Origin of the sequence: Kitasatospora sp. NPDC059599 (assembly GCF_042735125.1) — a bacterium.
GTDB lineage: Bacteria > Actinomycetota > Actinomycetes > Streptomycetales > Streptomycetaceae > Kitasatospora.
Genome location: NZ_JBHWCL010000050.1, coordinates 6,269 through 18,449, shown reverse-complemented (window position 1 = coordinate 18,449; position 12,181 = coordinate 6,269). Strand labels below are relative to the sequence as shown.

General features: G+C 73.0%; 12 protein-coding genes. 3 read left to right on the top strand and 9 right to left on the bottom strand.

Going from position 1 to position 12,181, the window contains the following annotated elements; genetic code table 11:
- Positions 1 to 48: 48 nt before the first annotated feature.
- The 7 genes from ACFV04_RS19080 to cobU form a co-directional block, all read right to left on the bottom strand.
- The gene (locus ACFV04_RS19080) at positions 49 to 564 is read right to left on the bottom strand and encodes a DUF4240 domain-containing protein (RefSeq protein WP_380342910.1); all 516 of its coding nucleotides are present in this window, start codon (positions 562 to 564) and stop codon (positions 49 to 51) included.
- A gap of 208 nt (positions 565 to 772) precedes the next feature.
- Positions 773 to 2,545 (bottom strand): 2-oxoglutarate dehydrogenase, E2 component, dihydrolipoamide succinyltransferase, encoded by a 1,773-nt coding sequence (gene sucB / locus ACFV04_RS19075; RefSeq protein ID WP_380530345.1) that lies wholly within the window; start codon positions 2,543 to 2,545, stop codon positions 773 to 775.
- Positions 2,546 to 2,626: 81 nt separating this feature from the next.
- On the bottom strand, positions 2,627 to 4,015 hold the full coding sequence (lpdA, locus tag ACFV04_RS19070; RefSeq protein WP_380342807.1) for a dihydrolipoyl dehydrogenase: 1,389 nt from the start codon (positions 4,013 to 4,015) through the stop codon (positions 2,627 to 2,629).
- 397 nt (positions 4,016 to 4,412) lie between these two features.
- Entirely contained in the window at positions 4,413 to 5,915 is a 1,503-nt protein-coding gene (locus ACFV04_RS19065; RefSeq protein WP_380342810.1) for a leucyl aminopeptidase, read from the bottom strand.
- A 257-nt stretch (positions 5,916 to 6,172) separates the two neighbouring features.
- Positions 6,173 to 6,964 carry an adenosylcobinamide-GDP ribazoletransferase gene (locus ACFV04_RS19060; protein WP_380530341.1) on the bottom strand — a complete coding sequence of 264 codons (792 nt, stop codon included), beginning with the start codon at positions 6,962 to 6,964 and terminating at the stop codon, positions 6,173 to 6,175.
- A 162-nt stretch (positions 6,965 to 7,126) separates the two neighbouring features.
- The gene (locus tag ACFV04_RS19055; protein ID WP_360262115.1) at positions 7,127 to 8,251 is read right to left on the bottom strand and encodes a nicotinate-nucleotide--dimethylbenzimidazole phosphoribosyltransferase; all 1,125 of its coding nucleotides are present in this window, start codon (positions 8,249 to 8,251) and stop codon (positions 7,127 to 7,129) included.
- A 28-nt stretch (positions 8,252 to 8,279) separates the two neighbouring features.
- Positions 8,280 to 8,852, bottom strand: a complete 573-nt coding sequence (gene cobU, locus ACFV04_RS19050; protein ID WP_380342817.1) for a bifunctional adenosylcobinamide kinase/adenosylcobinamide-phosphate guanylyltransferase — start codon at positions 8,850 to 8,852, stop codon at positions 8,280 to 8,282.
- Between the two features lie 97 nt (positions 8,853 to 8,949).
- Between cobU and ACFV04_RS19045 the strand changes: the two genes are divergently transcribed.
- Positions 8,950 to 9,150: a hypothetical protein gene (locus ACFV04_RS19045; RefSeq protein ID WP_360262116.1), complete on the top strand. Its 201-nt coding sequence runs from the start codon at positions 8,950 to 8,952 to the stop codon at positions 9,148 to 9,150.
- Between the two features lie 31 nt (positions 9,151 to 9,181).
- On the opposite strand, the gene ACFV04_RS19040 is transcribed toward ACFV04_RS19045, so the two are convergent.
- Positions 9,182 to 9,922 carry a class I SAM-dependent methyltransferase gene (locus ACFV04_RS19040; RefSeq protein WP_380342913.1) on the bottom strand — a complete coding sequence of 247 codons (741 nt, stop codon included), beginning with the start codon at positions 9,920 to 9,922 and terminating at the stop codon, positions 9,182 to 9,184.
- 158 nt (positions 9,923 to 10,080) lie between these two features.
- Positions 10,081 to 10,680, bottom strand: a complete 600-nt coding sequence (locus ACFV04_RS19035; protein WP_380342820.1) for a DUF3043 domain-containing protein — start codon at positions 10,678 to 10,680, stop codon at positions 10,081 to 10,083.
- A 300-nt stretch (positions 10,681 to 10,980) separates the two neighbouring features.
- Here ACFV04_RS19035 and ACFV04_RS19030 point away from each other — a divergent pair, with 300 nt between their 5' ends.
- Together ACFV04_RS19030 and ACFV04_RS19025 are read left to right on the top strand one after the other, a co-directional pair.
- Positions 10,981 to 11,784 (top strand): PspA/IM30 family protein, encoded by an 804-nt coding sequence (locus ACFV04_RS19030; protein WP_380342823.1) that lies wholly within the window; start codon positions 10,981 to 10,983, stop codon positions 11,782 to 11,784.
- A gap of 38 nt (positions 11,785 to 11,822) precedes the next feature.
- Positions 11,823 to 12,116, top strand: a complete 294-nt coding sequence (locus ACFV04_RS19025; RefSeq protein ID WP_360262119.1) for a hypothetical protein — start codon at positions 11,823 to 11,825, stop codon at positions 12,114 to 12,116.
- Positions 12,117 to 12,181 lie beyond the last annotated feature (65 nt).

The following is a 12,181-nucleotide window of genomic DNA, read 5'->3' as shown; positions in this document are numbered from 1 at the left end:
CCGCCCCCCGGGGCAGCGGCCGGCCCGACACCCGGGCGGCGGGCCCGCTCAGTCCCCGTACCGCTCCCACAACTTGGGGAAGCGCTTCGCCATGACGTCCGGGTCGTCGAAGTCCAGCGAGGGACCGGACGGCCGTCCGGCCTGCCGCCCGCCCACCTCGGGCAGCGGCAGCCCGGTCAGCCGCTCGTACGCCTCGTCGGCGGCGTAGCCGATGTCCTCGGCCTCGCCGTCCTCCTCCTCGTCGAACTCGGGCAACAGGTCGGCCAGGTCGTCCGGTTCGATCAGCCCGCCCTCGAAGACCTCCCGGCCCTGGGCGATCAGCCAGCAGCGGAAGTAGTCGAAGGTGTCCTCGGAGGCGCCGTCCAGCAGCAGGTAGGCCGCGCCCCACAGGTCGTACTGGTAGGCGCGCTGGAACCGCGCCTCGAAGAGCCGGGCGAAGTCGATCACGTCGTCCGGGGTCAGTCGGACGAGCTGCTCCACCAGCCGGTCGGCCTGCTCGTCGGGGTCGCCGTCGGCGGCGTCCCGGGTTTCGTCGATGATCTGCCAGAAGTCCGTCTCGTCAATCACCGCTCCAGCATCCCCGTTCGTCCGCGTCCGCGCATGCCATGACCCGGCGTGGCCCGGGCCGGGAACGGCGGATCGGGGGTCCGGGACCGCGGATCGGCGTCCGGCAGCGGCAGATCGGGCCGCGGGAACGGCCGGACGCGGCCGGGAACGGCGGAACCCCGCGCCGTCCGGGGACGACGCGGGGTTCCGCAGGACCGTGGAGGGGTCAGAGGCCGAGCTCGACCTCGAACTCGCCGGCCTCCAGGATCTCCTTGACCGCGACCAGGTAGCGGGCGGCGTCGGCGCCGTCCACCAGGCGGTGGTCGTAGGAGAGCGACAGGTAGGTCATGTCGCGGATGCCGATGGCGGTGCCGCCGTCGGCCTCGATGACGACCGGGCGCTTGACGGTGGCGCCGATGCCCAGGATGGCGGCCTGGTTCGGCGGCACGATCACGGTGTCGAACAGCGCACCGCGCGAACCGGTGTTGCTGATGGTGAAGGTGGCGCCCGACAGCTCGTCCGGGGTGATCTTGCTGTCGCGGACCTTGCCGGCCAGCTCGGCGGTCTTCTTCGAGATGCCGGCGATGTTGAGGTCGCCCGCACCCTTGATGACCGGGGTCATCAGACCCTTCTCGGAGTCCACCGCGATACCGATGTTCTCGGTGTCGAAGTAGGTGATGGTGCCCTCGGCGTCGTTGATCCGGGCGTTGACGACCGCGTGGGCCTTCAGCGCCTGGGCGGCGGCCTTGACGAAGAACGGCATCGGGGACAGCTTCACGCCCTCACGGGCGAGGAAGGAGTCCTTGGCCTTGCCGCGCAGCGACATGATCTTGGTGATGTCCACCTCGACCACGCTGGTCAGCTGGGCCTGCTCGTGCAGGGCCTTCATCATGTTGTCGCCGATGACCTTGCGCATGCGGGTCATCTTGACCGTCTGGCCGCGCAGGGCGGACGGCGCGGCGGCGGCCTTCGGCGCGGCGGCCGGGGCGGCAGCGGCGACGGGGGCCGGAGCGGCCTTGGCGGCCTCCGCGGCGGCGATGACGTCCTGCTTGCGGATGCGGCCGCCGACGCCGGTACCGGCGACGGAGGACAGCGCGACACCGTGCTCGGCGGCGAGCTTGCGCACCAGCGGGGTGACGTAGGCGTCACCGTTGTCGGCAGCGGCGGCGACCGGAGCCGGGGCAGCGACCGGAGCCGGGGCAGCGACCGGAGCCGGAGCGGCAACGGGGGCCGGAGCGGCAACCGGAGCCGGAGCGGCAACGGGGGCCGGAGCGGCAACCGGAGCCGGAGCGGCAACGGGGGCCGGGGCCGCGACCGGGGCCGGAGCGGCGACCGGGGCCGGGGCGGCGGCGACGGCACCCGCGGCGCCGATCAGCGCGAGCTGGGCGCCGACCTCGGCGGTCTCGTCCTCGCCGACCAGGATCTTCACCAGGGTGCCGGCGACCGGGGACGGGATCTCGGTGTCGACCTTGTCGGTCGAGACCTCCAGCAGCGGCTCGTCGACCTCGACCGTCTCACCCTCGGCCTTCAGCCAGCGGGTGACGGTGCCCTCGGTGACGGACTCGCCCAGGGCGGGCAGCAGCACCGGGGTGGCGTCGCCGGCCGGGGCGGCCGGGGCGGCGACCGGGGCCGGGGCAGCGACGGGGGCCGGGGCGGCGACCGGGGCCGGGGCGGCGACCGGAGCCGGAGCAGCGACCGGAGCCGGAGCGGCAACGGGCGCGGCCTCGGCGGCCGGGGCGGCGACGGGCGCGGGGGCGCCGGAGCCGTCGTCGATGATCGCCAGCTCGGCGCCGACCTCGACGGTCTCGTCCTCGCCGACCTTGATCGAGGAGAGGATGCCGGAAGCGGGGGCCGGGATCTCGGTGTCGACCTTGTCGGTCGAGACCTCCAGCAGCGGCTCGTCGACCTCGACACGCTCACCCTCGGCCTTCAGCCAACGGGTGACGGTGCCCTCGGAAACGCTCTCGCCCAGCGCGGGCAGTGTTACTGAGACCGCCATGGTTTCAGCGACTCCTATCAAGTCTTGCGTACGGGAAGTACTTGCGTACGGGAAGTACCGGAAAAGGGGGGTGGGGCGCGATCAGTCGTGCGCGTGCAGGGCCTTGCCGGCCAGCGCCAGGTGCGCCTCGCCCAGGGCCTCGGACTGGGTCGGGTGCGCGTGGATGAGCTGCGCGACCTCGGCCGGCAGGGCCTCCCAGTTGTAGATCAGCTGGGCTTCGCCGACCTGCTCGCCCATGCGGGCGCCGACCATGTGGACACCGACCACGGCGCCGTCCTTGACCTGGACGAGCTTGATCTCGCCGGCGGTCTTCAGGATCTTGCTCTTGCCGTTGCCGGCCAGGTTGTACTTGAGGGTGACGACCTTGTCCTTGCCGTACAGCTCGACGGCCTTGGCCTCGGAGATGCCGACGGAGGCGACCTCGGGGTTGGAGTAGGTCACGCGCGGGACGCCGTCGTAGTCGATCGGCACGGGCTTGAGGCCGGCCAGGCGCTCGGCGACCAGGATGCCCTCGGCGAAGCCGACGTGGGCCAGCTGCAGGGTCGGGGCGAGGTCACCGACCGCGGAGATGGTGGGCACGTTGGTGCGCATGTACTCGTCGACGAGGACGTAGCCGCGGTCCATCGCGACGCCGTTCTCCTCGTAGCCGAGGCCGGCCGAGACCGGGCCGCGGCCGATGGCGACGAGCAGCAGGTCGGCGTCGATCTGCTTGCCGTTCTCGGTGGAGATGCGGACACCGGTCTCGGTGTACTCCACGCCCGAGAAGCGGGCCTTCAGCTCGAACTTGATGCCGCGCTTGCGGAACGCGCGCTCCAGCAGCTTGGAGGAGTTCTCGTCCTCCAGCGGAACGAGGTGCGGCAGGGCCTCGACGATGGTGACCTCGACGCCGAAGGACTTCCAGACCGAGGCGAACTCGACGCCGATGACGCCGCCGCCGAGGATGACGGCTGACTTCGGGATGCGGTCGAGCTTGAGGGCGTGGTCCGAGGAGATGACGCGGTTGCCGTCGATCTCCAGGCCCGGGATCGAGCGCGGCACGGAACCGGTGGCCAGGACGATGTGGCGGCCTTCGATGCGCTGGCCGTTGACGTCCACCGAGGTCTGCGAGGAGAGCTTGCCCTCGCCCTGGATGAAGGTGACCTTGCGGGACGCCACCAGGCCCTGCAGGCCCTTGTACAGGCCGGCGATGACGTCGTCCTTGTACTTGTGGACGCCGTTGATGTCGATGCCCTGGAAGGTGGCCAGCACGCCGAACTCGGCGGCCTCCTTCGTCTCGTCCGCGATCTCGGCGGCGTGCAGCAGCGCCTTGGTCGGGATGCAGCCGCGGTGCAGGCAGGTGCCGCCCAGCTCACCCTTCTCGACCAGGGCGACGCTCAGGCCCAGCTGAGCGGCGCGGAGCGCCGCGGCGTAACCGCCGCTTCCGCCTCCGAGAATGACTACGTCGAAAACGGTGCTGGCGTCGTTCGCCACGTCACGTCCTCCATGCAATGGGGTGGGTCGCCGGGCCGGTACGGTCCGGTGGGTCGGAAGCCTTTGTGAGGCGCCCAGTCGTGCCGGAAATACATCTTCGCACTTGTTCGCGGTAGCTGATGTCCGGGTCCACCCCCGAGGTGTCCCACGGAGTGGTCACCGGGGCGGGAATACCCCCCACGGATGGGCATCATCGCAGCTCAGCGCAGTATTGACAGCCGCCGGACGGGGGTCTTCCGCGCCATCCGCGGCGGTCTCTTCCGCACTGTGGAACAAAGTTTCGCCCGCAGCGAACAAGGGTGCGACCCGGCCGCCCGTCCTACTCGTAGGTAACCGGACCGGGACGCGAACGGGGCCCGGCGCGCACGCGCCGGGCCCCGTCTCGGCGGGTGCCTGATCAGGCCTTGCCGTTCGCCGTCCGCTCGGCGAAGCGGACCAGGGTGCGCACCGCGCTCGCGGTGCCGCCCTTCGGGGTGTAGCCGAACGGGGCGCCCTCGTGGAACGCCGGGCCGGCGATGTCCAGGTGCGCCCAGTCGATGCCCTCGGCCACGAACTCCTTGAGGAACAGACCGGCCACCAGGCCGCCGCCCATCCGCTCGCCCATGTTGGCCAGGTCGGCGATGGTCGACTCGGTCATGCCCTTGCGCAGGTCGGCGGGCAGCGGCATCGGCCAGGACTGCTCGCCCACCTCGCCCGCGAGGGCGTGCAGGTCGTCGCGCAGCTCGTCGTTGTTGGCCATCACGCCGAAGGTGCGGTTGCCCAGGGCCAGCACCATGGCGCCGGTCAGGGTGGCCACGTCGACGATGACGTCCGGGTTCTCCTCGCCGGCCCGCACGATGGCGTCGGCCAGCACCAGACGGCCCTCGGCGTCGGTGTTCAGGACCTCGACGGTCTTGCCGCCGTACATCCGCAGCACGTCGCCCGGGCGGGTGGCGGAGCCGGACGGCATGTTCTCGGCCAGCGCCAGCCAGGCGGTCACGTTGACGGCCAGGCCCAGGCGCTTGGCGGCCACCACGGCGGCGAACACGGCGGCGGCGCCGGCCATGTCGCACTTCATGGTCTCGTTGTGGCCGGCCGGCTTCAGCGAGATGCCGCCCGAGTCGTAGGTGATGCCCTTGCCGACGAACGCCAGGGTGGCCTTGGCCTTCGGGTGGGTGTAGGCCACCTTCACCAGGCGCGGCGGGTTGGTCGAGCCGACGCCGACGCCCAGCAGGCCGCCGAAGCCGCCCTTGGTCAGCGCCTTCTCGTCCAGCACCTCGACCTTGAGGCCGTGCTCCTTGCCGGCCGCCTGGGCGATCGCGGCGAAGCTCTTCGGGTTCAGGTCGTTCGGGGCGGTGTTGACCAGGTCGCGGGCGCGGTTCATCTCCTCGCCGAGCGCGGCGGCCCGCTCCACGGCGGCCTTGGCGTCCTTGCTGCCCTTGCGGGCGGCCAGCAGGACCAGCTCGCCGACCGGCTCCTTGCCGTTGCCGTTGCCCTTGTACGTGCCGAAGGCGTACGAGCCGAGCAGGCCGCCCAGCGCGACCGCCTCGATCTCCGCGGCGGACTCGGCCGGCAGGGCCAGCGCAGCCTTCTTGGCACCGGCCAGGGCGCGGGCGGCGACACCGGCGGCGCGGCGCAGCGCCTCGAGCCCGTAGCCCTCCTCGCCGGCCTCGCCGAGGCCGACCGCGAGCACGAGCGCGGCCTTCAGGCCGGCGGGGGAGTGGACCTTCACGGCCTCGCCCTCGGCGCCGGTCGCGCCCAGGGTGCTGAGGACCTCGGCCAGCTTGCCCTCGAACGCCTCGTTCACGGCCTCGGCGCCGGGGGCCAGCACGATGCCCTTCGGGCCCTTGGCGACACCGACCACCAGGGCGTCCGCGCGCAGCGAGGCGGCGGAGGAGGTGCTCACAGACAATGCAGTCACGTAATGCGTCCTGTTCTTTCGCGGTCCACGGCCGGTCGCGGCGCGGCTGCCGCACCGGCGCAGCCCGCCGTCGCAGGCCGTCCGCCGGCGGGCCTCCGGGTCCGGGCCCCCTGGTTGCGCGCGCCCGCCGGAGCGGCCGCGCACACCGGAGGCCCCGGCTCCTCGGAACGCGCCGGGCGGGCAGGACCTGCCACGGTGCAGGGCTGCGGTGCTCCACGCATGGTAGTCCGCATGCTGGGATCACGCGCCGCCCGGTGTCAGCCGAGCAACGCCAGGGCGAACAGCGCTCCCGTCGCGGCGGTCTCGGCCATCGCCCCGAGCACGTCCCCGGTGATTCCGCCGAAGCGCCGCACGCACCTCCCGAGCAGCAGTCGGGCGCAGCCGACCCCGAACACAAGGGCCAGCGGGAGACGGAGAGCTGACCATCCGTCGAACAGTCCGAGTGCGGCCAGGACGAGTGCCGATCCGGCCGTCCCGGCGACCGCCCCGGCGGGTGTCACCGTGCTCGCGACCACCGCGCCCAGCCCGCCCGGCCGGGCGGCGGGCACCGACCGCAGACAGCCCCAGGCGAGCGCGCAGCGGGCGGCCGTCGCCGAGGCGAGCACCGCGAGCGCGCCGCGCAGCGGCGAGTGCCCGAACTGACCGGCCAGTGCTGCGGTCTGGGCCAGCAGTACGAGGACCAGGGTCAGCACGCCGAACGGGCCGATGTCGGACTGCTTCATGATGCGCAGCGCGTCCTCGGCCGGCTTCCCGCTGCCGAGCCCGTCGGCGACGTCCGCCAAGCCGTCCAGGTGCAAGCCCCGGGTCAGCCCGGCGAGCACGCCCACCGAGGCCACCGCCCCGAGCGGCCCGCCGGCCCGCCAGGCCACCAGCGCCCCCGCCCCGGCGGCCAGCGCGCCCAGCACCAGTCCCACCAGCGGGGCCGTCGCCATCGCCCGGGCCCCCGCCGCCCGGTCCCAGCGCTCCACCCGCACCCGCAGCACGGACAGGGTCCCGAACCCGAACCGCAGCCCGTCCTCCCACGTGGCCCGAGCAGTGCGGTCCGTCATCAACGCGTTCCTCTCACCGCGGGAACGCCCCTGCGCGGGGCGTTCTCCGGACTGCCGGGCGTCCGCCCGGGGGCGCGGGAAATCGCGCGGGACCGAGGCGACGGCCCGGTCCCGGTCCCGGTCTCCGGCCCTGGGTCTCCGGCGCCCGGTCGGCCCTGCCGCCTACAGCTTCCGCAGCAGGTCCGCCGCCGAGGGCAGCCTCGGCTGCTCCTTCGGCGCGGCGGGCGCCGCCGGTACGAACGGCTTCGGGGTCTCGTCCGAGAGCGCGTCCCCCGCCGCCTGCAGCAGCGGCAGCGCGAGCAGCGCGCCGACGCCCTCGCCCATGGTGATCCCCTGGTCCTGCAGCGGCGTCAGGGTCAGTCGGTCGTACGCCTTCGCCTGGGCCGGCTCGCCGCTGGACTGCCCGGCCCGCCACCACTCGGGTGCGCGGAAGGCGATCCGCTGCGCGACCAGCGCGCAGGCCGCCGCGACCACACCGTCCAGCACCACCGGCAGCCGCCGGACGGCCGCCTGCAGCAGGAAGCCGGTGATCGCCGCGAAGTCGGCCCCGCCGGTGACGCCGAGGAGCGCCAGCTGGTCGCCGAGCACCGGCCGGGCCCGCCGCAGCGAGTCCCGGATGGTGGCGCACTTGACCATCCAGACCCGGTCGTCGATGCCCGAGCCGCGCCCGGTGACCGCCGCCGCGTCCGTTCCGCACAGCGCGCCGACCAGGACGCCGGCCACCGTGGTGGAGCCGACCCCGAGGTCGCCGAGCAGTACCAGGTCGGTGCCGGCGTCGGCCTCCTCGTCGGCGACGGCCATGCCGGCCCGGAAGGCCCGGGCGGTCTCCTCCGGGGTGAGCGCGTCCTCGACGTCGATCCGCCCGGAGCCGCGCCGGATCCGGTGGGCGACCACCTCGTCCGGGAAGTCGGCCGGGTCGACGTCCACCGCGACGTCGACGACCCGCACGTCGGCGCCGTAGCGCGCGGCCAGCTTGGCCACCGGCGCGGTGCCGTCCAGCACGGCCCGCACCCGGGCCGCGGTGCCGCCGACGGCGGGCATCCGGGAGACGCCGAGTGCCGCCACGCCGTGGTCGGCGGCGAACAGCAGCACCTTGGGCGCAGACACCGGGCGCACCGGGGAGCGACCCTGCACGGAGGCCAGCCAGCTGCCCAGTTCCTCCAGCCTGCCGAGCCCGCCGCGCGGTCGGTCGGCGGCCTGCCAGCGTTCGTCGGCGGCCCGCCGGGCGCTCTCGTCGGGGCGCTCGACGAGCGAGGAGAACGTATCGAGATCCACGGTCGTGTCCATCGTCCGGAAGGCTACACGCCGAAGATGTTCAGCCCGCGGCTGGCTTGACGGTCAGCACCTGCCCCGCCACGACCAGCAGGACCCGCTCCGAGGCGTCCGCCACGGCCATGTTGAGCCGGCCCAGGGTGTCGCGGAAGCGCCGCCCGGCGGCGGTGGCGGGGACGACACCCATGCCGACCTCGTTGCTCACGGCGACGACCGTCCGCCCGGTGGCCGCCCAGGCCGCCGCCAGTGCCTCGCAGCGCCGCTGCACCGCGGCCTCGCCCCGGTCCTCCCAGACCCCGTCGTCCCAGGCGTCGCACTCGTCCATCACGGCGGTGAGCCAGAGCGCCAGGCAGTCGACCAGCACCGGCGCCGGATCGGCGGTGTCGGCCAGCACGGCCTCCAGGTCACAGGTCTCGGCGGTGCGCCAGCTCGCCGGCCGGCGCTCGCGGTGCAGCGCGACCCGCCGGGCCCACTCGTCGTCCCCGTCCCGGGTGCCGCCGGTGGCCACGTACAGGACGTCCGGGCGGTCGGCGAGGAGCTGCTCGGCCCGGGTCGACTTGCCGGAGCGGGCGCCGCCGAGCAGCAGCGTGCGGGGGAGCGGGGGGAGGGTCGCCATGCCGGACATCCTGCCGGACGAGGCATACGGAAGATCCGGCCGGGCAGGCTAAGGTGCGCAGCAACACAGGCAGTGTCGTCAGTGGGAGGAGCCGGGCATGGCGTGGACGTGGCGGTACGAGAAGGCGGACGGCAGCGCGGTGACGCCCGGCGGCAGCCAGGAGGAGTTCGCCGGCCAGGGGGACGCCGAGACCTGGATCGGCGAGTCCTGGAAGCAGCTCGCGGAGGACGGCGTCGACACCGCGGTGCTCCTGGAGGACGACCGGGTCGTCTACGCGATGAGCCTGCACGAGGAGTAGGCCCTCGGCCGGGGCGGGCGCGGCAGGCGCCCTACTTCGCCCCGATCACGTGCAGCAGCGCGGCGACCTGCCGGTACGGGTCGGTGCGGCCGGCCCGGTCCTCGGCCTCCAGCAGCTGGGCCAGCTGCCGTCCGTCGACCGGCGGGGCCGCGTCGTCGGGGGCGTTGTCGGTGAAGACCCGCACGCCGTACCAGTGCCGGAGCGGCACCGACACCTCGGAGAGGGTGACGGAGAGGTCGGCGAGCCGGTCGGCGCGGGCGGCCAGCCCGAGCCGGTTGTAGTACCGGTCGCTCTCGAAGGCGTGCAGCGCGGCCCGCCAGTCGCCGGCGGCGGCGGGCCGCAGCGCGAGCGCGTCGCGGTTGCGGACCAGCAGCGAGAGCAGTCCGCCGGGGGCCAGCAGCCGGGCCAGTGAGGCGATCATCGGGTCCGGGTCGGGCAGGTACATCAGGACGCCGTGGCAGAGCACCACGTCGAAGCTGCGCGGGCCGAACCAGCGCCCGCACTGGTGGCCGTCCCCGCTGAGCAGCTGCAGCCGGCCGCGGACCTCCGCCGGCTCCTCGGCGAGCGCCCCCTGGGCGACGCCGAGCGCGACCGGGTCGGAGTCGATCCCGGTGACGTGGTGGCCGGCCCGGGCCAGCCGCAGGGCCTGGGTGCCCTGGCCGCAGCCGATGTCCAGGACCCGCTGCGCGCTGCGGCCGGTCAGCTGTTCGGCGAGCTGGCGCGAGACGAGTTCCTGGCGGACGAAGTTGCGCAGTCCGCCGAGCCGGTCCAGCCAGGCGGCGGTGCCGCCGGCGAAGGACCCGCTGCGCGAGGGCAGCAGGCGCTCCTGGGCCAGCCGGTCGTGGCCGCCGTGGCCCTGCCCCGGCAGCGCGTACAGGCCGGGCCCCTCCCAGGAAGGCGGGGCCCAGCCGGAGTCGACCGGTTCGGCGGTCAGGGCTTCTCCCCGCGCCGCACCTGCGGCTTGGGCAGGCGCAGCCGGCGCATCTGCAGGGTGCGCATGATGCCGTAGGCGACCGTGCCGCGGGTGTTCTCGGTCGGGAACCGCTCGGCGAGCTGCTTGCGCAGGCCGAGGCCGAGGCGGGCGAAGTCCAGGATCACGAAGACGAAGAACAGCAGGAACAGCAGCGTGGAGAGCACCTGGATCTGCTGGACCTTGATGATGCTCAGTACCAGGATGACCACGGCGGCCGGGAGGAAGAACTCGGCGAGCGACCAGCGGGCGTCCACGTAGTCACGGGCGAACTTGCGCACCGGGCCCTTGTCGCGGGCCGGCAGGTGCCGCTCGTCGCCGTTCATCAGCGCCTGGCGCTGCTTCTCGCGCTCGCCCCGCATCCGGTCGCGGGCCTGGCGGCTGGCCTCCTTGCGGTCCTTGGGCACCGTCACCCGGGTGCGCCGGTGGGCCTCGGCCTCGTTGCGCTTGGGGGTGGGGCGGCCCTTCTTGGCCTCCGGGTGGCGGGCCTGGGGCGTCTCGTCCTGCTTCTCCAGCACGGTGGCGGAGGCGGCGGCATCATCTGAACGGCGTCGGAACACACCCCCAGCGTACGGGGTGCGGAGCCGCTTCCACGGGTGCCCTCGGAACCGAACGCATATCGATACCGCGGGGTGGTCGCCCGAACCGGGTTTCCCGGGGGCTTCCCGTAGGGGATCAGTCGGATGGACGATGGGGGGGATGAGGGGCGGATCCACCCGGGGGAGGAGGAAACACCCCTGGTCGCTGTAGCAGTCTTGTTGCAGGCAGGTGCACTGCGGCGATGGGCTCGCTGCACATACACTCGTCGTGTCTGGTAACGAGATAAGACCGCAGCCCGGAGAAGGGGGCACCCGAGGCCCATGAGCGACGGAATCATGAAGCGTATGGGGCTGATCTTCCGCTCCAAGGCGAACAAAGCCTTGGATCGGGCGGAGGATCCCCGTGAGACGCTCGACTACTCCTACCAGAAGCAGCTCGAACTGCTGCAGAAGGTACGGCGTGGTGTCGCGGACGTCGCGACCTCGCGAAAGCGCCTCGAACTCCAGCTGACCCAGCTCCAGCAGCAGTCGGCCAAGTACGAGGACCAGGGCCGCAAGGCGCTGTCCCTCGGCCGTGAGGACCTCGCCCGCGAGGCGCTGACCCGCAAGGCCAACATGCAGTCCCAGATCACCGATCTGGAGACGCAGTACCAGCAGCTGCAGGCCGAGGAGGAGAAGCTCACCCTCGCCTCCCAGCGGCTTCAGGCCAAGGTGGACGCCTTCCGCACCAAGAAGGAGACCATCAAGGCGACGTACACCGCCGCGCAGGCGCAGACCCGCATCGCCGAGTCCTTCTCCGGGATCTCGGAGGAGATGGGTGACGTCGGCCTGGCCATCCAGCGCGCCGAGGACAAGACCGCCCAGATGCAGGCCCGGGCCGGTGCGATCGACGAGCTGCTCGCCTCGGGCGCGCTCGACGACGCCAGCGGTCTCGGCCGCAAGGACGACATCGAGGCCGAGCTGGAGCGCGTCGCCGGCGGGTCCGACGTCGAGCTGGAGCTGGCCCGGATGAAGGCCGAGCTGTCCGGCGGTCCCGCCTCGGGTCCGGCCGCGATCGAGCAGGGCAAGCCCGAGGCCCAGCCGCAGCAGCAGCAGGACACCCCGCGCATCAACTACAACAAGTGATCTGAGCTCGACCCCCACGAACCAGGGAGACGCACGGCATGATCATGAGGGTCATGGGTGAAGGGCAGTTCGAGGTGGGCGAGGACCACCTGAACCTGCTCAACGAGCTCGACTCCGAGCTCGTCACCGCAGTGGATTCGGGGGACGAGGAGCTCTTCCGCCGGGCCTACGGCAAGCTGCTGGAGGCGGTGAAGCAGTACGGCACCCCGGTGCCGCTGGACTCGCTGGAGCCGTCCGAGCTGATCCTGCCGAGTGCGGACGCGACGATCGACGAGGTCCGCGACCTCCTGATGGCCGACGGCGAAGGCGTGATCCCGGGCTTCCCCGAGTAACGCTGCGGCTGCTGCCAGACGAAAGGGCGGGTCCCCTCCACCAGGAGGGGACCCGCCCTTTCGCG